A 20,158-nucleotide genomic window follows, 5' to 3' on the forward strand; every position below is an offset into this window, starting at 1 on the left:
CTGAAGTCCAGAACGGCCCGAGGGGGCCCGGAGCTCGTGCTCCGGGCCCCCTCGGCGCGTTCCGGCGGCCGTCCGGCTACTTGACCCGCTTGAGCAGGGCCCGGACGGCGGTGTTGAAGGTCTCGGGGGCCTCCAGCGAGGAGAGGTGGCCGACCGCCGGGATGACGGTCAGTTCGGCGTCGGAGAGCGCCTCGGCCATCATCCGGGCCTCGCTGAGCGGGGTGACGGTGTCGAGTTCGCCGACGATGACCGCGGCGGGGACGTCCAGGGCGGCCAGTTCGTCCAGCGAGTCGGGGCGGGCGGCCATCGCGCGCTGCGCCCAGGCGACCGCGGCCGGGTCGGCCTCGGCGATCATCCGCCGTACCGCGTCGGTGAGTTCGGGGTCGGTGCCGGGGGCGAGCAGCTTCTCCGCCATCTGCTCCTCGATGAGCAGCTCGACGCTGCCGCGCTCCAGGACGGCGGCGGCGATCCGCTCCCGGTTGGCGCGGGCGGCGTCGGTGTCGGTGGTGGCCTTGGTGTCGGCGAGGACGAGTCCGGCCAGCCGGCCGGGGTGGCGGCGGGCGAAGGCCATCGCCACGTAGCCGCCCATCGACAGGCCGGCCAGGACGGCCCGTTCGACGCCGAGCGCGTCCAGCAGGTCGGCCAGGTCGTCGGCGGCGGTGTCCAGCGACGGGGGCAGGTCGCCGAGCGGGGCGGTGCCGAAGCCGCGCTGGTCCGGCGCGATCACCCGGGCGTCGTCCCCGGCCGGGCCGGGGACGCGCTCCAGTTGGACCTCCCACATCCGCGCGGAGAGCGGGAAGGCGTGCAGCAGGACGAGCGGGGTGCCGGTGCCGTTCTCGCGGACGGCCGGCGCGCTGGACGAGGTCATGGTTCCACCGTAGGGCCCGCCGGGCACGCCCCGGACGCAGGTTGTCCGATTCATCCGCTTTTTGCCATAACCTGGCTCCAGACCAAGGAGCGGCAGATGATCGAGTTGCACCACCTGACGAAGCGTTATGGCGACAAGTTGGCCGTCGACGATCTGAGCTTCCGGATCCCGGAGGGCGTGGTGACCGGCTTCCTCGGACCGAACGGCGCCGGCAAGTCCACCACCATGCGCATGATCCTCGACCTCGACCACCCGACCGGCGGCGAGGTCACCATCAACGGCAGGCACTACTCCGGGATCCAGGACCCGCTGCGGCAGATCGGCGCCCTGCTGGAGGCCAAGGCCGTCCACCCCGGCCGCACCGCGTACGACCACCTGCTCTGGCTGGCCCAGTCCAACCGGGTGCCGCGCGGCCGGGTCGACGAGGTGCTCGACCTGGTCGGCCTGACCGCGGTGGCCAGGAAGCGCGCCCGCGGCTTCTCGCTCGGCATGGGCCAGCGCCTGGGCATCGCCTCCGCACTGCTGGCCGACCCGCAGACCCTGATGTTCGACGAGCCGGTGAACGGCCTCGACCCCGAGGGCATCCTGTGGATCCGCAACCTGATGAAGCGCCTGGCCTCCGAGGGCCGCACCGTCTTCGTCTCCTCCCACCTGATGAGCGAGATGGCGCTGACCGCCGACCACCTGGTGGTGATCGGCCGCGGCCGGCTGCTCGCCGACCTCCCGATGGCCGAGTTCATCAAGCGCAACTCCCGCTCCGCGGTCCGCCTGCGCACGCCCCACCAGGAACAGCTGCTGAACGCCCTGCACGGCGCCGGCCTGCGGGCCGAGAGCGGCCCCGACGGCTCCTGGGAGGTCGTCGACGGCGACCCGGCCTTCCTCGGCGACCTGGCCGCCGCGCACGGCGTCACCCTGCACGAGCTGAGCCCGCAGCAGGCGTCGCTGGAGGAGGCGTTCATGCAGATGACCGCGAGTTCGGTGGAGTACCACATGGGGGCCGGGGCGACCCCCGAGCAGCCGCCCGCCGCCTGGGGCGAGGGCTGGAACGGGCGCAAGTCCGGAAAGGAGAGCTGAGATGGCCGCGTTCCCCGCCGTCGCCCAGTCCGAGTGGACCAAGATCCGCAGCGTCCGCTCCACCGTCTGGTCGCTGGTCTCGGTCTTCCTGATCACCGCCGCGCTGGGCCTGGCGATCAGCCTGGTCGCCCGGAACAACGCGTCGGACTTCACCCGGGACGGCGTGCCCTTCGACGCCACCGCCGTCTCGTTCATCGGCGTCGGCTTCGGCCGGCTCGCCATCGTGGTGTTCGGCGTGCTGGCCGTCGGCAACGAGTACAGCAGCGGCATGATCCGGGTCTCGCTGGCCGCCGTCCCGCAGCGCGGCACCCTGCTGGCCGCCAAGACCGCCGTGCTGGGCGCCCTGGCGCTGGCCGCCTCGCTGGTGACGGTGTTCATCACCTTCTTCCTCGGCCAGGCCGCGCTCGGCAGCGGGCTGTCCACCTCGCTGGGCTCGGACAACGTGCTGCGGGCGGTGTTCGGCACCGCGCTCTACCTGACCCTGCTGTGCCTGCTCTCGGCCGGCGTCACGGTGATGGTGCGCCACCAGATCCTGGCGCTGGCGATCCTGGTGCCGTTCATCCTGCTGGTCTCGCCGATCCTGTCGATCGTCCCCGTGGTGAAGAACGCCGTCCACTACTTCCCGGACCAGGCGGGCTCGGCCGTCACCCAGGTCTTCCCGACCGACGACCTGCCGTACGGGCCGTGGGCCGGCCTGCTGATCTGCGCGGCCTGGACGGTCGCGGCCCTGCTCGGCGGCTACCTGGTGCTGAGGAAGCGCGACGCCTGAGGGACCGTCAGCCGTCAGTACTTCGGAGCGCCGCGGCCCCGCAGCACGTTGGAGCCGCGGCGCTCCCGCGCTCCCCAGCAGGCCCGGTGCCAGTGCCGCCGGTCGTCGACGCCGCCGCCGTGGTCGGGCCAGGCCACCACGTGGCCGACGCCGGGCGGGATCTCCTGGTCGCAGCCGGGGCACCGGTAGTACCGCCCGGCGGTGCCGGCCACGGTCTGCACCACCCAGTCCTCGCCCCGGTACTCCTCCACCCGGCGCAGCGAACTCCCCATCGGCGCACCGCTGCCGCGGTCCTCGGGCTTGTCGATCCGGTTGCGGCGGGGTGACACGGGACTCCCTCTCTCGGCACGGTGTCCCTCCAGGGTACGGGCCGCGCCGGGCCCGCGGGGCGGGAGCGCCCCGCCGTCCGGCGGTGACCGGCGGGCCCCGTGCCGCGTTGTACCCCGGGGGCCGCCGGCCGTCCCGCGGGCCCCGTCCGCCCCATTAGCACGGGCGGCGGGCGGTCGCCGGCGTTTCGGCGGTAATCCACCCTTTCCCCGGGGAAATCGCGGGTTCGGCGTGCCATTGGCACATGACATGGGTTACTCACGTGGTGACACGGCGGGGCCGCGACCCTGCGCGGTACCGATGGAGGCACCCGATGACGAAGACCACCGCCCGGCCCGAGGCCCGTTCCGCCGCCCCGCGGACGGTTGGCGCCGGGGTGGTGCCCGCGGAGCGGCCCGAGCAGTCGCCGGGCGCCGGCGCGGACGCGATCCGGGTCGGCGCCTTCCTGCTGTCCGCGCAGTTCCCGGGCCAGGACCACGGCGAGGCGCTGGAGCGGACGCTCTCGGCCGCGACGGCCGCCGAGCGGGCGGGCCTGGACGCGGTGTGGCTGGCCGAGCACCACTTCGTGCCGTACGGGGTCTGCCCGGACGCGGCGACGCTGGCCGCGATGCTGCTGGGCCGCACCCGGCGGATCGGGGTGGGCACCGCGGTGAGCGTGCTGAGCACCCGTCACCCGGTGGCGCTGGGCGAGCAGGCGGCGCTGCTGCACCTGACCTCGGGCGGCCGGTTCACCCTGGGCGTGGGGCGCGGCGGGCCGTGGATCGACCTGGCGGTGTTCGGCAGCGGCCTGGAGGCGTACGAGCAGGGCTTCCCGGAGCGGCTGGACCTGCTGCTGCGCTGGCTGCGCGGGGCCCGAGTGGGCGCGGCGGGGCCGCAGTTCGCGTTCCCGGAGGTGGCGGTGGTGCCGCGGGCCGCCGAGCCGGGCCGGCGGGCGGACCTGGCGGGCTGGCTGGGCCTGGAGGGCGCGGTGATCCCGCGCCAGCGCCAGGACGAGGCGGCGCCGGCCCGGTCGGGCCCGCCGGTGGTGGTGGCCTGCACCTCGCCGGGCGGGGTGCGGACGGCCGCCGAGCGGGGCCTGCCGATGCTGCTGGGCATGCACTCGGGCGACGAGGACAAGCGGGAGATGCTGGCCGCGTACCGGGCGGCCTGGCGGGCGGCGGGACGCGGCGAGGAGCAGCTGGCCCGGGTGGAGCGGGAGCACGTGGCGGCGGGCGTGGCGCAGGTCGACGACCGGGCGGGGGCGGCCCGGGCCAGCCTGCTGCGGGCGATGCCGGACTTCTTCGCGCACGGGCTGGGCGCGCACCGCACGGTGGACGGCCGGGAGCGCTCGATGCGCGACCCGCGGGCGTACACCGAGCTGCTGTGCGACCTGCACGCGGTGGGCACGCCCCGGCAGTGCGCGGACCGGCTGCTGGCGACCGCGGAGCGCACCGGCATCCGGCGCTTCGCGCTGCTGGCGGAGGGCTCGGGCGACACTGCGGCGACGCTGCACAACCTGGACCGGCTGGGCGCGGAGGTGCTGCCGCAGCTGTCCTGAGGGCCGCCGCCGGTCCCGGGGGCGCCGAAGAGGCACTGCGGCCGCGCCGCGGAGGCGCTGCGCGGGCCCGTGGCGCGGCCGCGGGCCGCCCCGGGTCCGGGAGGACCGGGGGGCCCGCGTTCGGCTGCCGTGCGGCCGCCGGGCGTGCGTCGGCGGGCGGACGGCGCCGGGCCGTGACGTCGGATCAGCAGTCGCGCAGTTCCGGCGACTGGTTGAGCAGCTGGCCCCGGATCGAGGTGAAGCGGGCGAGCCGCGCCTCGGTGTCGGGGCCGGGGGCGAAGACCGCGACCCGGTGGCAATTCTGGAACGCCAGCTGGACGCCGAAGTGCCGCTGCAGGGCGCCCCGGATCGCGTCGCTGGCCAGCGCGCGGAGCAGTTGCCCGCGCTCCTGCTCGCTCGGCGGGGGGACTTCGTTGTCGGCGAAGTCGGTTCCGTCGACCTCCAGTTGGGCGACCAGCGAGCTGATCATGTCCCAGGCGTAGGGCAGCGAGGTGCGGACACAGTCGACGAACTCCCGCTCGTCGACCTCGCCTCGTTCGGCCTTCTCCAGCAGGGCCGGTGAGACGTCGAGCGACATGGGTTCTCCTCTCGTGGTCCGCTCCGACGTGGTCGCCGGGGCGGTGGTGCCGGTGCGGTGCGGTGGTGCGGCGGTGCGGTGGTGCGGTCGGCGCCGGGGGTGGGGCGCCGGGACGCCGGGACGCCGGGACTGACGTGCGGTGAACCCCGCGCGTCGTTCGAGTGGTGACGGCGCGACGACCCGGTGGACGCCGCGCGTCGGGGGGTTCGGGCCGGGGGTCAGACCAGCGTGGCAGGCCCCCTCTCACCCGGGCTGGTGAATCAACGGATTGCCGCCCGAAACACCCCTCCCGAGGGGAGATTGGCCGGAATCCGCCGTGTCCCAACCCTGTGCGCCGAGCTGCGGCCCCTCACCGCACGTGCTCGTGCGGTCACCATGTTTCGCCGCTCCCGCCCGGCCGACACCCGCCGCGCGCACACTCGCTTCAAACGGCTCCCGGGCCCGCTCCGCCCGGACCGGCTGTCTCGGGATTCCGCCGCCTCGGCCCCACCGGCCCGCCCGCCGCCGACCGGCCGCTCCCCCGTCCGCCCCGCCCCTCCGGAATCGAACACGGACCGGGGCACTCCCGGCGGGCCTTAGGCTTGTCCCCATGCGTCTTGTCATCGCCAAGTGCACCGTGGACTACGCGGGCCGCCTCGCTGCACATCTGCCCTCCGCCGTGCGCCTGGTGATCGTGAAGGCCGACGGGAGCGTCAGCATCCACGCCGACGACCGGGCCTACAAGCCGCTGAACTGGATGTCGCCGCCGTGCTCCCTCAAGGAGGCCGACGGCGTGTGGACGGTCACCAACAAGGCCGGCGAGAAGCTGATCATCACCCTGGAGGACGTCCACCACGACTCCTCGCACGAACTCGGCGTCGACCCCGGCCTGATCAAGGACGGCGTGGAGGCCCACCTCCAGGAACTGCTCGCCGACCGGATGGAGGTGCTCGGCTCCGGCTGGCAGCTGATCCGCCGCGAGTACCCCACCCCGATCGGCCCGGTCGACCTCCTCTGCCGCGACTCCGACGGCGCCACCGTCGCCATCGAGATCAAGCGCCGCGGCGAGATCGACGGCGTCGAGCAGCTCACCCGCTACCTCGAACTCCTCAACCGGGACCCGCTGCTGGCCCCCGTCAAGGGCGTCTTCGCCGCCCAGGAGATCAAGCCGCAGGCCCGGGTGCTGGCCACCGACCGCGGCATCGGCTGCGTCGTCCTCGACTACGACGAGCTGCGCGGCATCGACGACGACAAGCTCAAGCTCTTCTAGCCCCCCGGGCCGACCGACACCGCCTCCCGCCGGGGGCGCCGTCCGACCCGGCTGCCACAATCCCGGCATGCCCGTTCGCAGCACCGCCGGGGCCGGCCCGTACGAGACGCACCTGACGCTGGCACCGGCCGAGGCCGACGCGCTGGCGGGCTGGGCCGCCGCGCACGGCCTGGAGTTCACCCACATCCTGCTGGCCCGCGGCCGGCACCCCTCGCAGCCGATGCTGTCCTGGCGCGCCGAGGGCACGCTGGCCGCGCAGCACCGCCGGGCCGTCGCCGAGACGGCCCGGCTGCGGGCGGCCGGGTTCACCCCGGTCCGGGTCAAGATCGAGGCCGCGCCCTGGGTGCCGGGCGTCCCGGGCACCGACGCCGAGGCCGAACGCGCCGACCCCGCCCACTACTTCGAACACCACGTGAAGATCCGGCTGGCCCCCGGCACCCCCCGCGCGGCCCTGGCCCGCGCCGCGTCCGGCCACGGCGCGCACGTCTCCTGGAACGCCCGCCGCACCGAACCCGACGGCCACCGCCAGTACTTCGTCACCCAGCGCTGCCACCGGGTCGGCCTGACCACCGCCACCGCCCGCCTGGACCGCCTGACCGCCGCCCTCACCGCCGCCGGCTTCCCGCCGCTGAAGGCCGAGCGCGAGTACGTGGTGCACGACTCGGCGCTCGCCCTGGACGACGGCTGGCTCGACGACGACACCCCGACCGAGGAGCTGCCGTGAGCACCGCCCACGACGCCGACGACCTGGCCCGCCGCTTCCCCGAGGAGCTGCCGCTGACGTTCCGTCCGGTCGGGGACGGGCGGGCCCGGCAGAGTGCGCTCTTCGACCCGTCGCTCAAGCAGTACTCCCGCGCCTACCGGACCTCCGACCCGCGCTACGCCGACCCGGTCCTGGCCGCCGCCTGGTTGGCCGCCCGCCGCACCGCGATGGACGCCGTGCTGTCCGCCGTCGCCGCCTCCCGCTGGGCCGAGCACCTGGTGCTGCGCGGCTCGGTCGTGCTGCGCGCCTGGTTCGGCGCCGCCGCCCGCGAACCCGGCGACCTGGACTTCGTCCTCACCCCCGCCGACTGGACGCCCGACGACCCGCGCACCGCCGAGCTGCTGCACGACCTGACCGCCGCCGTCCCCACCACCGGGCCGGTCCGCTTCCTGCCCGACGAGGCCGTCCACGAGGAGATCTGGACGTACGAGCGCGTCCCGGGCCGCCGCCTGCTGCTGCCCTGGACGGCCGACGGGCTGCCCGGCGGCGGCATCCAGCTGGACTTCGTCTTCACCGAGCACCTGCCGCTGCCGCCCGAGCCGCTGGAGGCCGCCCCGGGCGCGGTGCTGCGCGTCGCCGGGCGGGAGCTCTCGCTGGCCTGGAAACTCCTCTGGCTGGCCACCGACCACTACCCGCAGCCCAAGGACCTGTACGACGCGGTGCTGCTCGCCGAGTCCGCCCCGCTGCGGTACGGGGTGCTGCGCGAGGTGTTCACCGGCGGCGAGGCGTGGCTGGCCGAGGCCCCGCCCGGGCCGGACGCCGTCCCCGGCGCCGAACCGGACACCGCCGCCGCCGACTGGGCGCACTTCCGCGAGGAGTACCCGGAGCTGACCACCTCCGGCGAGGAGCTGTCCCGCCGCCTGGCCGCCGCGCTGGCCCCCGCCTTCGCCGAAGTCCCGGACGCCGAACGCGCCGACTGGTGGGCCGAGGGCTGGGCGGCCCGCCTGCGCGCGGAACACGCCGCCGGGGGCCTGGACGCCGCCGAGGACTGGCTCCGCGCCCGGAACGCCTCCCTGGGCGTCGCCCGCCGCCTCCTGCAACGCGCCCTCGGCCCGGACGCCCCCGACCCCCTGGACGCCCTGCTCTCCCGCCCGGCCTGGGCCTGGTACGCCCGCATCCTCGCCCGCGGGCACATCAGCCTGGAGCAACTGCTGAACTGACGCCCCGCCACCGTCAGGGCGTGGTCCCGCCGGTGGTCGTGCCGCCCGCGGTCGTCCCGCCGGTGCTCCCCCCGGTCGTGGTGCCGCCGGTGGTCGTCCCGCCCGTCGTGCCGGTGCCGCCGGTCGTCGTGCCCCCGGTGGTGCCCGTGCCGCCGGTCGTCGTGCCGGTGCCGCCCGTGGTCGTGCCGCCCGTGCCGGTGGTGCCGCCGGTGGTCGTGCCACCCGTGGTGGTCCCGCCGGTGCTGCCCCCGGTGGTGGTGCCGCCCGTGCTGCCGCCGGTGGTCCCTCCGGTGCTGCCGCCGCTCGTGGTGCCGCCGCCCGTGGTGCCCCCGGTGGTCCCGCCGGTGCTGCCGCCGCCCGTGCTGCCGCCGGTGGTGCCCCCGGTGGTGCCGCCCGTGCCCGGCTTCGTGGTGGTGGCCGTGGTGGTCGGGGCGGTGGTGGTCTTGTGGGTGGCCGTGGGGCTGGTGCTCGCCGGGCCGGTGGCGGAGGCCGTCGGGCTGTCGCTGCCGCCGGGGCTGTCCGTCGCGGTGGGGCTGCCGCTGTCGGAGGGCGTGGAGGTGGGCGAGGTGCTGGGGCGGGGGGTGGTGGTGGGGTCGAGCGGGGGGAGGTCGTCCGCGGAGTTGCCGGTGCGGTCGCCGCCGGGGTGGTCGTCGCCGCCGGCGGCGACGCCTATCGCGGTACCGAACACGCCGAGCGCCATCACGGCCGCGCCCGCGAGCAGGACGGTCTTGCGGGCCCCGCGCGGGGCGCGCTTGCGCAGCCGGCCGGGGACGACCTGGGCGATCGCCCGGATGGAGCGGCGGCGGCGGGCGGGTGCGGCGCCGGAGCCGGCGGTGAGCGCGGCGGTCTCCTCCAGCCGGATCACGTCGAGCATCCGGCGGGCTCCGGCGGCGCCGCGCTGCTCTCCGGCGGCGGCGCGCAGCGCGACCGCGGCCTCGAGTTCGGCGACGGCCCGCTGCGGGCTGCCGGAGCAGAGCGCGTGCACGCCCAACTCGTGGTGGAACCAGCCCTGTTCGGCGGTGGCGCCGAGCATCCTGGCGGCTTCCAGGCCGAGTTGCAGGGCGCGTTCCCAGGCGCCCCAGCGCAGCGACAGCGCGAGGGCGGGGGCGGCGGCCCGGGCCAGGCGGAGGACCTCGGCGGGGCGGTCGGCGTCCCGTTCGGCGAGCAGCACGGCGAGGATGACCTCGGCTTCGGCGGCGACCTGCCGGGTGGTGACCGAGGCGTGGCCGACCCACCAGGCGAGGTGTTCGGCGGCGCCGTGCGCGATCCCGCCGGGGGCGAACGGCGCGGGCAGGCCGTTGCTGTCGTCCTCGACCTCGGGGAGCAGCGCGTCGAGCACGCCCTCGGTGAGGCGGTGGTGGCCGCCGACGGAGACCGCCAGTCCGGTGTCGACGAGTTCCTGCAGGGCGCTCTCGCCGAGGCCGACGTCGACCAGGGCGGGCAGGTGCGGGGCGGTCGGGCACTCGCCGCCGAGGGCGAGGGCCAGGCGCAGCACCAGCCGGGCCGACTCGCTGAGGCCCTGGACCAGGCGGCGGGCGGGCGCGGCGCTCTCGCCGACCGAGGGCAGCGGCACCTGGCGGCGCAGTTCCCGCTCCAACTCGGCCGGGTCGCGGGGCGGTTCGTACTCCTGGACGGAGCCGAACATGCTCCGCCGGTCCTCCTGGGCGGCGACCAGCGCGTCGACCGTGACGTCCCGCTGGCGCAGCAGGGCGGCGGCCCGGACGAAGCGCAGCGGCAGGCCCTCGGACTCGAACCAGAGGTCGACCGCCCAGGCCCGTTCGGTGTCGTCCAGCTGGCGGCCGGCCAGCCGGGCGGCGAGGGTCAGGCAGGCGGGGCGGGACAGGCCGGCGACCAGGTGGTCGCGCAGCCGCGAGCCGGGGGCCGAGGGCGGGCTGTCGGGGACGGTGGCCAGCAGGAACGCGCACTCGGGGGCGAGCGCGAGCAGGTCCTCCAGTTCCTCGCCGAACGGTTCGACGTCGTCGATCACCACCACCGCGGCGACGCCGGCCAGCAGTTCGGCCAGCTGTTCGCGGTCGGGGCGGAAGTCGGGGGCCTGGTGGGTGACGGCGAACAGGTCCTGGAGCAGGTCGGCGGCGGTGCGCCGGTAGCCGCTGAGCCGCACCACGCCGTCGGGGGCGAGTTCCGCGGCGGCTTCGGCGACGGCGGCGAGCAGGGCGGAGCGGCCGGAGCCGGCCTGGCCGAGCAGCCGGACCGAGCGACCGGCCCGGAGCTGTTCGAGCAGCGCGGCGATGTCGCCCTCGCGGTCCAGCAGCCGCAGGTCGGCGGGGCCGGTGCCCAGGGCGAGCGGTCCGACGGCGGGGCTGGGGCCGAGTTCCGGCCGGGCCTGCACCAGGCCGCGGATCCGGCGGGGCTGCGGCATCCACTCGTCCGGGCAGTGCCGGGCCTCGGAGCCCTCCGGCCCGCCGACCACCACCAGCCGCTCGCCGCTGACCAGTTCCCCGCTCCGCGGGCGCACCCCGTCCCCCCGGAACTCCCCGCTCGGCTGACCCACGTCGCTGCTCCCCGCCACTCGGACACCTGAGCGGAGACTTTCCCACACGGGCACAGCGGGTCACCACACAGGGGTGGTTCCGGCCCCGGGCCGGTCGGCACACGAACCTCCGCGCGCGCCCCGCGGGCGGGGGTTCGACGACAGGGCCTAGCCGAGTGCGGGGAGGGTCGTCCCGCAGGGGTCCTGGACCGATCCCTCGACCGCCAGGATCCGGTGCAGCCGGGTGGCCACCAGCAGGCGCTGCAGCTGGACGGGCACTTCCCGGAGCACCAGGCGCCGGCCGGCCCGGCCGGCCCGGCGGTGGGTGCCCATGATGACGCCGAGCCCGGTGGCGTCCCAGAACTCCAGGTGGCCGAGGTCGAGGACGAGGTCTCCTTCGCCGCCGTCGACGGCGGCGTGCAGCAGCGCCCGGGCGTCGGCGGCGCTGCGCACGTCGAGCCGCCCTTCGATGGCCAGTCCGGTGTGGTCGCCGGTGATGCGCACGCTGTCCTCCTCCTCGGCCGTCCGCCGTACGTTCGTTCCACGGTGCCGCCCGCACCTCGGGGAACGTCCGTGCTCCGCTGGGCCGGGTCCGCGCACCGGCCCTTCCTGAATCTGACGGTGAACCAGTTCCGCAGGTTGCTGTCACCCGCCGGACTGTCCCTCAACTTCACCCGTCCGAGGGAATATACGCAGGATCACCTCACACCTACGCTCGATTACCGCCCAAATCACCCGTCTGCGGGGCGGACGGTGAGCAAACTCACCCAACCGCCCGGAACGCCCCGCAACCCGGGCAGCACGGACCACCTGCGGGAGCGGCATCGCTCTCGCCGGACTCTAGTGGGAGCGCGCCCGCCGTGGTGCGTTCCGGCAGTGTGATCTGCGCCGGAGCGGGTGTGATCTGCGCCCCCTCCCCCGCCGCTACTCCCCCTCGGGGACGGGCACTCCCAGCTCCTGGGCGAGGATCGCCGCCTGGACCCGGCTGCGCAGGCCGAGCTTGGCCAGGATCCGGCTGACGTGCGTCTTGGTGGTGGCCTCGGCGGTGCGCAGCCGGGCGGCGATCTCCGCGTTGGACAGGCCCGCGCCGAGGCAGCCCAGCACCTCGCGCTCCTTGGGGGTGAGTTCGGCGAGCGCGTCGGCGCCCGCGGGGGCGGCGGCGCCGGTGCGGGCGAAGGAGGAGATCAGCCGGCGGGTGACGGACGGCGCGAGCATCCCGTCGCCGCGGGCGACCGTCCGGATGCCGTCGACCAGGGTCTCGGCCTCCAGGTCCTTGAGCAGGAACCCGGCGGCGCCGGCCCGCAGCGCGCCCCACACGTACTCGTCGAGGTCGAAGGTGGTGAGCACCAGCACCTGTCCGGCCCCGGCGGCGACCACCTGCCGGGTCGCGGCGACGCCGTCCAGCCGGGGCATCTGGACGTCCATCAGCACCACGTCGGGCCGCAGTTCCAGCGCCAGCCGGACGGCCTGCTCGCCGTCGGCGGCCTCGCCGACCACCTCCAGGTCGTCCTCGGCCCGCAGGATCATCACCAGCGCGGCCCGCACCGCCGCCTGGTCCTCGGCCACCAGTACCCGGATCATGCCCGCTCCCCGCCCGCCGTCCGCGGCAGCACCGCCCGCACCGTCCACGTCTCCCCCTGCGGCCCGGCGGTGAACTCCCCGCCGAGCAGTTGGGCCCGCTCGCCCATGCCGACCAGCCCGGCCTTCGCCCCGGGCACCGGCCGGCCCTCGCCGGCCCGGTACGCGGACTCCACCGAGATCGCCAACTCGCCCTCCCCGTACCGGATCCGCAGCCGCACCGGGCCGGGCGCGGCGTGCTTGACGGCGTTGGTCAGCGACTCCTGGACGATCCGGTACGCGGCGAGCTCCAGCGGCGCGGACAGCTCGCCGCGCTCGCCGCTCTCCTCGGCCTCGAACCGCAGCCCGGCGTCCCGCCCGGCCGCCCGGGCCTGGTCGAGCAGCACGTCCACGGCGGCCAACCGCGGTGCGGCGTACGGCTCTTCGGGGACGCTCTCGCGCAGCAGGCCGATCATCCGGCGCATCTCGGCCAGGCCCTGCACGCTGTTCTCCCGGATCACCGCGAGCGCCTCCACCAGCGGCTCGTCCGGCGCCCGGTGCTGGCGGCGGGCCACCGCCTGGGCACCGGTGGCGTGGATGGCGATCGCCGACAGGTGGTTGGCGATCACGTCGTGCAGTTCCCGGGCCATCCGGGCGCGCTCCGCGACCACCGCCCCGCGCCGGTCCAGCTCGGCGAGCAGCGCGGTCTGCTCGGCCCGCAGCCGCTCGGTCTCGGCCCGGTCCCGGTGCCGGCGCAGCAGGTCGGCCGTCCAGACCGGGGCGAGGAAGATCAGCCCGCAGAACACCGCGACCAGCAGCGCCCCGGGCACCGACCCGTAGCGCCAGGTCAGCGCGGAGAGCACCAGGGTGGCGGCGGCGCCGGTCAGTTGCAGCACCTTGCTCATCCGGGCCGGCCCGTACAGGGTGGCCGCGTACAGCAGGTCGGTGTACATCAGCAGGGTGGCCGTCAGCGAGCCCAGGTACACGGCGGCGCCGAACAGCGCGCCGCCCAGGCAGACCGTCCACACCGTCCACCGGCGGCGCACCGTCTCCAGTGCGGCCATCGCCACCAGCGGCAGCGCCACCGCCCACACCGGCAGCCCGGGCCGGGCGTCGTAGGCGCGGAACGCGAGCAGCAGCAGGCCGCCGAGCAGCCCGGCGGCGGCGACGGCCAGGTCCTCCTGGCGGGCGGTGAGCCTCACGGGCCCCATCCCAGCACTCCTTCCGACCTGCGGGAACGACCGGCCGGACGACCCGCCGTCCGACGAAAGTCGCACGCCCCGCTCGACTCGCCGGACGATGACCCGGCCCCGCCCGCGCGGCATGCTCGAAGCATGGTTTCCCTGATCGTCGCCGGTGAGATCGGCTTCTGGGTGGTGCTGACCGCCGGGCTGCTGGCCCGGTACGGGCTGCGCCTGCGCCGCACGGGCGCGGCGGCGCTGGCGCTGCTCCCGGTGGTCGACCTGGTGATCCTCGGTGCGACCGTCGCCGACCTGCGCGGCGGCGCCACCGCCGACTGGACGCACGGCCTGGCGGCCTCGTACGTCGGCTTCTCGCTCGCCTACGGCCACCGCCTGGTCCGCTGGGCGGACGGCCACGCCGCGCACCGCCTGGCCGGCGGCCCGAAGCCCGCCGGGATGCCCAAGTACGGTGCGCCGCGGGCCCGTTACGAGTGGGGCGTGTTCGCGCTGACGCTGCTCGCCTCGGCGGTCACGGTGGCGCTGGTGGCGGCCGTGCAGTGGCTGGTCGGCGACAGCGCCCGGACGGCGGCGCTGGACTCCTGGTACCCGCGGATGGGCCTGGTGGTCGGCATCAACCTGCTGGTCGCCGCCAGCTACACGGTCTTTCCCAAGCGGGAGAAGTGACCGGGCGTCAGCGGTTCTCGCCGGGCACCCAGAGCACGTCGCCGCGCTCCTTGTTGGCGGTGCGGGCCAGGATGAACAGCAGGTCGGACAGCCGGTTCAGGTACTTCGCGGTCAGCGGGTTGATGCCCTCGCCGTGCGCCTCGATCGCCGCCCAGGTCGCCCGCTCGGCCCGCCGCACCACCGTGCACGCCAGGTGCAGGTACGCGGCGCCGGGCGTCCCGCCGGGGAGGATGAAGCTGCGCAGCTTCTCCAGGTCGGCCAGGAACCGGTCGCAGTCGCCCTCCAGCCGGTCGACGTACGACTGCTCGACCCGCAGCGGCGGGTACTTCGGGTCCTCGACGATCGGGGTGGCCAGGTCCGCGCCGACGTCGAACAGGTCGTTCTGGACCCGGGTCAGCACCGCGACGAGCTCCTCGTCCAGCTGCCCGGCGGCCAGCGCCACGCCGAGCGCCGCGTTGGCCTCGTTGGTGTCCGCGTACGCGATCAGCCGGGGGTCGGTCTTCGTCGTCCGGCTCATGTCACCGAGCGCGGTCGTGCCGTCGTCCCCGGTCCGGGTGTAGATGCGCGTGAGGTTCACCATGCCCGCAGCCTAGCGGGCACGCCGAACCGTGTTAACGGCGGCTCACTGAGCCGAACATCACGCGACGTTGACCCTCTGCCCGGGCGGCGCCGCCTCCAGCCAGGCCAGGAAGCCGGTCAGCGCGTCGTCGCTCATCGCCAGCTCCAGCGGGGCGCCCTTGTGCAGGCAGCGCAGCACCACGGAGCCGGACAGCAGGGCGAGTTCCTCCTGCCCCTGCGGGTAGCGGCGGCCCAGCACCTCGATCTCGGTGCGCGGCAGCACCCGCCGCGGCCGGGGCGCGTAGGAGAAGACCCGGAACCACTCGATCGAGTCGCCGCTGTAGCGGCCGATACCAAAAACCCACCCCTTGCCGTCGGTCTGCGGGACCGGGGCTGAGGTGGGTCGGCCGTTCTCGTCGAGATCCGGCTGGATGGAGGCGTCGGCCGGCATTTTCAACCGGTAGGAGCAGTCGAAGGTGCCGCCCACCCGCTGGATGAGGCGGCGGCGTACCGCGAAGCCGACCAGCCCGGCAATGGCCAGGACCACCACCGTCGCGCACACCACAAGGGCGAGGACCATGCTCACCTACCTCCTCGCTGCTTCCCCGTGGCGGTCGGCCTGCGACCGCTCATTCCTACCAACTGATACGACAGTCCCGGGGTCACGCTCCAGGCGTCCCCGGGACCGTCGCTGAGTCCAGGCTCAGTGGTGCGCCTTCAGCCCGCCGGCGGCGAGCAGGCGGACCTCGGCACGACGCTCGGCGTGCGAGTCGAGGTCGGTCTTGGCGTTCTCCAGCGCCCGCTCGGCCCGGGCGACGTCGATCTCGTCGGCCAGCTCGGCGATCTCGGCGAGGATCGACAGCTTGTTGTCGGCGAACGAGATGAAGCCGCCGTGCACCGCGGCGACGATCGTGCCCTGGTCGGTGGTGCGGATGGTGACCGGTCCGGTCTCCAGCACGCTCAGCACCGGGGTGTGGCCGGGCATGATGCCGGTGTCACCGGAGGCCGTGCGGGCGACAACGATGGTGGCCGCACCGGACCACACCTTGCGGTCGGCTGCGACCAGCTCGACGTGCAGCTCAGCCAACGTGGGCTCCTTGGCTCTTGCCGGTCCTCGGGCACCCGGGCGAACGGGCGGCGATCTCGGCAGTTTCGGTAAGAATAACGGTCGCGCGGCCCCGGAACGAAACCAAGACCTCGTAAATGACCGGGATCACAGCAGATCCAGCGGTGAGGGGTGGCCCCCGACGAGAGCCGGGGACCACCCCTCAACGGTTCGGTCTGCCTGCAACCGGCCTGCGGTTACTTCTTGAGCAGCTCGGCGGCGTTGCGCTCGAGGTCCTCGATGCCACCGCACATGAAGAAGGCCTGCTCCGGGACGTGGTCGTACTTGCCGTCCGCGATCGCGTTGAAGGCCTCGATGGTCTCCGACAGCGGCACGGTCGAACCGTCGACACCGGTGAACTGCTTCGCCACGTAGGTGTTCTGCGAGAGGAAGCGCTCGATGCGGCGGGCCCGCTGCACCGTGACCTTGTCCTCCTCGGACAGCTCGTCGATGCCGAGGATCGCGATGATGTCCTGGAGGTCCTTGTACTTCTGCAGGATCCCCTTGATACGGACGGCCGTGTCGTAGTGGAGCTGCGTGATGTACCGCGGGTCGAGGATGCGGGACGTGGAGTCCAGCGGGTCGACGGCCGGGTAGATGCCCTTCTCCGAGATCGGGCGCGACAGAACGGTGGTCGCGTCCAGGTGGGCGAAGGTGGTGGCCGGCGCCGGGTCGGTCAGGTCGTCCGCGGGGACGTAGATCGCCTGCATCGAGGTGATCGAGTGACCGCGGGTCGAGGTGATGCGCTCCTGCAGGAGGCCCATCTCGTCGGCCAGGTTCGGCTGGTAGCCCACCGCGGAGGGCATGCGGCCGAGCAGGGTCGACACCTCGGAACCGGCCTGGGTGAACCGGAAGATGTTGTCGATGAAGAGGAGCACGTCCTGCTTCTCGACGTCGCGGAAGTACTCCGCCATGGTCAGCGCGGAGAGCGCGACCCGGAGGCGGGTGCCCGGCGGCTCGTCCATCTGGCCGAAGACCAGCGCGGTCTTGTCCAGGACGCCCGAGTCGACCATCTCGTCGATGAGGTCGTTGCCCTCACGGGTGCGCTCGCCGACACCGGCGAACACCGACACACCACCGAAGTTCTCGGCGACGCGGTAGATCATCTCCTGGATCAGAACGGTCTTGCCGACACCGGCACCACCGAACAGACCGATCTTGCCACCCTGCACGTACGGGGTGAGGAGGTCGATGACCTTGATGCCGGTCTCGAACATCTCGGTCTTCGACTCGAGCTCGGAGAAGTTCGGGGCCTTGCGGTGGATCGGCCACTTGACCTGCACCTGGGACTCGAACTCGGCCTTGTCGACGTTCAGCACCTCACCGAGGGCGTTGAACACCTTGCCCTTGGTGATCTGGCCGACCGGGACGGAGATCGCCGCACCGGTGTCGGTGACCTGCGAACCGCGGACCAGGCCGTCGGTCGGCTGCATCGAGATGCCGCGGACCAGGCCGTCGCCGAGGTGCTGGGCGACCTCGAGGGTCAGGGTCTTCTTGCCCGAGCCGTCGGGGTTGTCCACCTCGACGTGCAGGGCGTTGAACATGTCCGGGATGGCGTCGACGGGGAACTCCACGTCGACGACCGGGCCGATGACCCGCGCGACGCGGCCCGTCGCCGTGGTCGGCTCAACAGTGGTGGTCATACTCATTCGCTCCCCGCGCTAGCGTCGGCCAGCGCGTTCGCGCCGCCCACGATCTCGCTGATTTCCTGGGTGATCTCGGCCTGACGGGCCGAGTTGGCAAGCCGCGTGAGCGACTTGATGAGCTCGCCGGCGTTGTCCGTCGCGCTCTTCATCGCACGACGGCGGGCGGCGTGCTCGGAAGCGGCCGACTGCAGCAGCGCGTTGTAGATCCGGCTCTCGACGTACCGCGGCAGCAGCGCGTCGAGGACGCCCTCCGCCGACGGCTCGAAGTCGTACAGCGGGAAGATCTGGTTCTTGGCCGGCGCGCCGTCGCTCAGCTCGACCTCGTCGAGCTTCAGCGGCAGCAGGCGGGCGTCCACGGCGTTCTGCGTCAGCATCGACACGAACTCGGTCGACACCAGGTGCAGCTCGTCCACGCCGCCGGTCTCCGCGGTGAAGGCCTCGATCAGGTCCGCCGCGACCGTCTTGGCGTCCCCGTAGGTCGGCTTGTCGGAGAAGCCGGTCCAGGAGTTCGCCACCGCCAGGTTGCGGAAGCCGTAGTAGCCCACGCCCTTGCGGCCGACGATGTACGTGACCACTTCCTTGCCCTCTTCGCGGAGGCGGGCGGCGAGCGCCAGCGACTGCTTGATGGCGTTGGTCGAGTAGCCGCCCGCCAGGCCGCGGTCCGCCGTGATCAGCAGGACGGCGGCGCGCGAGGCGTTCGGGTTCTCGGTGGTCAGCGGGTGCTTCGCGGTGGACCGGGTGGCCACCGCGGTCACCGCGCGGGTGAGCTCGTCGGCGTACGGAGTGGAGGCGGCCACCGCGCGCTGCGCCTTGACGATGCGCGACGCGGAGATCATCTCCATCGCCTTGGTGATCTTCTTCGTCGCGGTGACGGAGCGGATGCGGCGCTTGTAGACCCGAAGCTGTGCTCCCATTGGGTCGTTACGTCCTTTCCCTCGCTACCGGACTCAGGCCTGCTCGGAGAGCAGCTTGCCGTCAGCCGTGGTGAAGCCCTGCTTGAAGGACGTGATGGCGGCGGTCAGCGCGTCGATCGTGCCCTGCTCCAGCAGGCCGGTCTCGACGATGCCGGCCAGGATGCCCTTGTGCTCCAGGCGGACGTTGTCCAGGAACTCGCGCTCGAAGCGGCGGATGTCCGCCACCGGGACGTCGTCCAGCTGACCGGTGGTGCCGGCCCAGATCGAGACGACCTGCTCCTCGACCGGGAACGGCTGGTACTGGCCCTGCTTCAGCAGCTCGACCATGCGCGCACCGCGCTCCAGCTGGGCCTTGGAGGCCGCGTCCAGGTCGGAACCGAAGGCGGCGAACGCCTCCAGCTCGCGGTACTGGGCGAGGTCGAGGCGCAGACGGCCGGCGACCGAGCGCATGGCCTTGATCTGGGCGGAGCCACCGACGCGGGAGACCGAGATGCCGACGTTCACGGCCGGGCGGATGCCGGCGTTGAACAGGTCGGACTCCAGGAAGCACTGGCCGTCGGTGATCGAGATGACGTTGGTCGGGATGTACGCCGAGACGTCGTTGGCCTTGGTCTCGATGATCGGCAGACCGGTCATCGAGCCGCCGCCGAGGGCGTCGTTCAGCTTGGCGCAGCGCTCCAGCAGGCGGGAGTGCAGGTAGAAGACGTCGCCCGGGTACGCCTCGCGGCCCGGCGGGCGGCGCAGCAGCAGGGAGACGGAGCGGTAGGCCTCGGCCTGCTTCGACAGGTCGTCGAAGACGATGAGGACGTGCTTGCCGTCGTACATCCACTCCTGGCCGATGGCCGAACCGGTGTACGGGGCGAGGTACTTGAAGCCGGCCGGGTCGGAGGCGGGAGCGGCCACGATGGTGGTGTACTCCAGCGCGCCGGCCTCCTCCAGGGCGCCGCGGACGGACGCGATGGTGGAGCCCTTCTGGCCCACGGCGACGTAGATGCAGCGGACCTGCTTCTCCGGGTCGCCCGAGCGCCAGTTGTCGCGCTGGTTGATGATCGTGTCGACGGCGACGGCGGTCTTGCCGGTCTGGCGGTCACCGATGATCAGCTGGCGCTGGCCGCGGCCGATCGGGGTCATCGCGTCGATCGCCTTGATGCCGGTCTGCAGCGGCTGCTTGACCGACTTGCGGGCCATGACGCCGGGGGCCTGCAGCTCCAGGGCGCGGCGGCCGGTGGCCGCGATCTCGCCCAGGCCGTCGATCGGGTTGCCCAGCGGGTCCACGACGCGGCCGAGGTAGCCGTCGCCGACCGGGACGGAGAGGACCTCGCCGGTGCGCTGCACCGTCTGGCCCTCTTCGATGCCCGAGAACTCACCGAGGACGACGACACCGATCTCGCGGGTGTCGAGGTTCAGCGCGAGGCCGAGGGTGCCGTCCTCGAACTTCAGCAGCTCGTTGGCCATGACCGAGGGCAGACCCTCGACCTTGGCGATACCGTCCATGGCCTCGGTGACCGTGCCGACCTCTTCACGCGAGGCCGCGTCCGGCTGGTACGACTGGACAAAGTCGGCCAGCGCGTCCCGGATCTCCTCCGGACGGATCGTAAGCTCCGCCATCAGGCTTCCCTGCTCTCCTAGTTTGCGATCCTCGGCCCGCCATTGAGGGCCGCAAGTGCTCGACTCTCGGCCGGGTCGGGTGAACCGGCC

General features: G+C 73.8%; 20 protein-coding genes. 7 read left to right on the forward strand and 13 right to left on the reverse strand.

The window, feature by feature from the left end:
• Positions 1-76: 76 nt before the first annotated feature.
• Complete coding sequence (locus tag IH44_RS0102575; protein ID WP_030457703.1) at positions 77-868, reverse strand: alpha/beta fold hydrolase; 792 nt, start codon at positions 866-868, stop codon at positions 77-79.
• A gap of 96 nt (positions 869-964) precedes the next feature.
• Here IH44_RS0102575 and IH44_RS0102580 point away from each other — a divergent pair, with 96 nt between their 5' ends.
• Together IH44_RS0102580 and IH44_RS0102585 are read left to right on the forward strand one after the other, a co-directional pair.
• Complete coding sequence (locus tag IH44_RS0102580; RefSeq protein ID WP_030457704.1) at positions 965-1,942, forward strand: ABC transporter ATP-binding protein; 978 nt, start codon at positions 965-967, stop codon at positions 1,940-1,942.
• Position 1,943: 1 nt separating this feature from the next.
• The gene (locus IH44_RS0102585) at positions 1,944-2,711 is read left to right on the forward strand and encodes an ABC transporter permease (RefSeq protein ID WP_030457705.1); all 768 of its coding nucleotides are present in this window, start codon (positions 1,944-1,946) and stop codon (positions 2,709-2,711) included.
• 14 nt (positions 2,712-2,725) lie between these two features.
• Here IH44_RS0102585 and IH44_RS0102590 read toward each other — a convergent pair whose 3' ends face one another.
• Positions 2,726-3,040 (reverse strand): hypothetical protein, encoded by a 315-nt coding sequence (locus IH44_RS0102590; RefSeq protein WP_030457706.1) that lies wholly within the window; start codon positions 3,038-3,040, stop codon positions 2,726-2,728.
• Positions 3,041-3,465: 425 nt separating this feature from the next.
• On the opposite strand from IH44_RS0102590, the gene IH44_RS0102595 reads away from it, so the two are divergent.
• A complete protein-coding gene (locus IH44_RS0102595; protein ID WP_030457707.1) occupies positions 3,466-4,575 on the forward strand; it encodes an LLM class flavin-dependent oxidoreductase in 1,110 nt (369 codons plus the stop codon).
• 184 nt (positions 4,576-4,759) lie between these two features.
• Here the strand turns inward: IH44_RS0102595 and IH44_RS0102600 are convergent, their stop codons facing one another.
• Positions 4,760-5,152, reverse strand: coding sequence for an SCO5389 family protein (locus IH44_RS0102600; protein ID WP_030457708.1), 393 nt, complete (start codon positions 5,150-5,152; stop codon positions 4,760-4,762).
• A gap of 589 nt (positions 5,153-5,741) precedes the next feature.
• On the opposite strand from IH44_RS0102600, the gene nucS reads away from it, so the two are divergent.
• From nucS to IH44_RS0102615, 3 genes are all read left to right on the forward strand, one after another.
• The gene (nucS, locus tag IH44_RS0102605; protein ID WP_030457709.1) at positions 5,742-6,401 is read left to right on the forward strand and encodes an endonuclease NucS; all 660 of its coding nucleotides are present in this window, start codon (positions 5,742-5,744) and stop codon (positions 6,399-6,401) included.
• Between the two features lie 67 nt (positions 6,402-6,468).
• Positions 6,469-7,125, forward strand: coding sequence for a hypothetical protein (locus IH44_RS45125; RefSeq protein ID WP_030457710.1), 657 nt, complete (start codon positions 6,469-6,471; stop codon positions 7,123-7,125).
• Positions 7,122-8,324 (forward strand): nucleotidyl transferase AbiEii/AbiGii toxin family protein, encoded by a 1,203-nt coding sequence (locus tag IH44_RS0102615; RefSeq protein ID WP_051816475.1) that lies wholly within the window; start codon positions 7,122-7,124, stop codon positions 8,322-8,324. The genes IH44_RS45125 and IH44_RS0102615 overlap by 4 nt, the downstream gene beginning before the upstream one ends.
• Before the next feature lie 13 nt (positions 8,325-8,337).
• Here the strand turns inward: IH44_RS0102615 and IH44_RS0102620 are convergent, their stop codons facing one another.
• The 4 genes from IH44_RS0102620 to IH44_RS0102635 form a co-directional block, all read right to left on the reverse strand.
• Positions 8,338-10,836 carry an ATP-binding protein gene (locus IH44_RS0102620; RefSeq protein ID WP_157852067.1) on the reverse strand — a complete coding sequence of 833 codons (2,499 nt, stop codon included), beginning with the start codon at positions 10,834-10,836 and terminating at the stop codon, positions 8,338-8,340.
• A gap of 147 nt (positions 10,837-10,983) precedes the next feature.
• Positions 10,984-11,319: an STAS domain-containing protein gene (locus IH44_RS0102625; RefSeq protein ID WP_030457713.1), complete on the reverse strand. Its 336-nt coding sequence runs from the start codon at positions 11,317-11,319 to the stop codon at positions 10,984-10,986.
• A 420-nt stretch (positions 11,320-11,739) separates the two neighbouring features.
• Complete coding sequence (locus tag IH44_RS0102630) at positions 11,740-12,396, reverse strand: response regulator transcription factor (protein ID WP_030457714.1); 657 nt, start codon at positions 12,394-12,396, stop codon at positions 11,740-11,742.
• Positions 12,393-13,583: a sensor histidine kinase gene (locus IH44_RS0102635; RefSeq protein ID WP_030457715.1), complete on the reverse strand. Its 1,191-nt coding sequence runs from the start codon at positions 13,581-13,583 to the stop codon at positions 12,393-12,395. The genes IH44_RS0102630 and IH44_RS0102635 overlap by 4 nt, the downstream gene beginning before the upstream one ends.
• 123 nt (positions 13,584-13,706) lie before the next feature.
• Between IH44_RS0102635 and IH44_RS0102640 the strand changes: the two genes are divergently transcribed.
• Positions 13,707-14,237: a hypothetical protein gene (locus IH44_RS0102640; protein WP_030457716.1), complete on the forward strand. Its 531-nt coding sequence runs from the start codon at positions 13,707-13,709 to the stop codon at positions 14,235-14,237.
• A gap of 7 nt (positions 14,238-14,244) precedes the next feature.
• Here IH44_RS0102640 and IH44_RS0102645 read toward each other — a convergent pair whose 3' ends face one another.
• The 6 genes from IH44_RS0102645 to atpA form a co-directional block, all read right to left on the reverse strand.
• Positions 14,245-14,817: a cob(I)yrinic acid a,c-diamide adenosyltransferase gene (locus IH44_RS0102645; protein WP_030457717.1), complete on the reverse strand. Its 573-nt coding sequence runs from the start codon at positions 14,815-14,817 to the stop codon at positions 14,245-14,247.
• A 57-nt stretch (positions 14,818-14,874) separates the two neighbouring features.
• The gene (locus IH44_RS0102650; protein ID WP_030457718.1) at positions 14,875-15,375 is read right to left on the reverse strand and encodes a DUF2550 domain-containing protein; all 501 of its coding nucleotides are present in this window, start codon (positions 15,373-15,375) and stop codon (positions 14,875-14,877) included.
• Positions 15,376-15,498: 123 nt separating this feature from the next.
• Positions 15,499-15,882 carry a F0F1 ATP synthase subunit epsilon gene (locus IH44_RS0102655; RefSeq protein WP_030457719.1) on the reverse strand — a complete coding sequence of 128 codons (384 nt, stop codon included), beginning with the start codon at positions 15,880-15,882 and terminating at the stop codon, positions 15,499-15,501.
• A gap of 215 nt (positions 15,883-16,097) precedes the next feature.
• Positions 16,098-17,543: a F0F1 ATP synthase subunit beta gene (gene atpD / locus IH44_RS0102660; protein ID WP_030457720.1), complete on the reverse strand. Its 1,446-nt coding sequence runs from the start codon at positions 17,541-17,543 to the stop codon at positions 16,098-16,100.
• A gap of 2 nt (positions 17,544-17,545) precedes the next feature.
• Complete coding sequence (locus tag IH44_RS0102665) at positions 17,546-18,460, reverse strand: F0F1 ATP synthase subunit gamma (protein WP_030457721.1); 915 nt, start codon at positions 18,458-18,460, stop codon at positions 17,546-17,548.
• Between the two features lie 33 nt (positions 18,461-18,493).
• Positions 18,494-20,068, reverse strand: a complete 1,575-nt coding sequence (gene atpA / locus IH44_RS0102670) for a F0F1 ATP synthase subunit alpha (RefSeq protein ID WP_030457722.1) — start codon at positions 20,066-20,068, stop codon at positions 18,494-18,496.
• Positions 20,069-20,158 lie beyond the last annotated feature (90 nt).

Source organism: Kitasatospora sp. NRRL B-11411 (assembly GCF_000721345.1).
Taxonomy (GTDB): Bacteria; Actinomycetota; Actinomycetes; order Streptomycetales; family Streptomycetaceae; genus Kitasatospora; species Kitasatospora cineracea.

Bases quoted from the DNA above. Each gene is read 5' to 3' on its own strand.
- IH44_RS0102635 (WP_030457715.1), bottom strand. From the start codon at position 13,583: ATGGGGCCCGTGAGGCTCACCGCCCGCCAGGAGGACCTGGCCGTCGCC.
- atpA (WP_030457722.1), bottom strand. From the start codon at position 20,068: ATGGCGGAGCTTACGATCCGTCCGGAGGAGATCCGGGACGCGCTGGCC.
- IH44_RS0102585 (WP_030457705.1), top strand. From the start codon at position 1,944: ATGGCCGCGTTCCCCGCCGTCGCCCAGTCCGAGTGGACCAAGATCCGC.
- IH44_RS0102665 (WP_030457721.1), bottom strand. From the start codon at position 18,460: ATGGGAGCACAGCTTCGGGTCTACAAGCGCCGCATCCGCTCCGTCACC.
- IH44_RS0102640 (WP_030457716.1), top strand. From the start codon at position 13,707: ATGGTTTCCCTGATCGTCGCCGGTGAGATCGGCTTCTGGGTGGTGCTG.
- IH44_RS45125 (WP_030457710.1), top strand. From the start codon at position 6,469: ATGCCCGTTCGCAGCACCGCCGGGGCCGGCCCGTACGAGACGCACCTG.
- IH44_RS0102645 (WP_030457717.1), bottom strand. From the start codon at position 14,817: ATGGTGAACCTCACGCGCATCTACACCCGGACCGGGGACGACGGCACG.
- IH44_RS0102580 (WP_030457704.1), top strand. From the start codon at position 965: ATGATCGAGTTGCACCACCTGACGAAGCGTTATGGCGACAAGTTGGCC.
- IH44_RS0102650 (WP_030457718.1), bottom strand. From the start codon at position 15,375: ATGGTCCTCGCCCTTGTGGTGTGCGCGACGGTGGTGGTCCTGGCCATT.
- IH44_RS0102630 (WP_030457714.1), bottom strand. From the start codon at position 12,396: ATGATCCGGGTACTGGTGGCCGAGGACCAGGCGGCGGTGCGGGCCGCG.
- nucS (WP_030457709.1), top strand. From the start codon at position 5,742: ATGCGTCTTGTCATCGCCAAGTGCACCGTGGACTACGCGGGCCGCCTC.
- atpD (WP_030457720.1), bottom strand. From the start codon at position 17,543: ATGACCACCACTGTTGAGCCGACCACGGCGACGGGCCGCGTCGCGCGG.
- IH44_RS0102575 (WP_030457703.1), bottom strand. From the start codon at position 868: ATGACCTCGTCCAGCGCGCCGGCCGTCCGCGAGAACGGCACCGGCACC.
- IH44_RS0102600 (WP_030457708.1), bottom strand. From the start codon at position 5,152: ATGTCGCTCGACGTCTCACCGGCCCTGCTGGAGAAGGCCGAACGAGGC.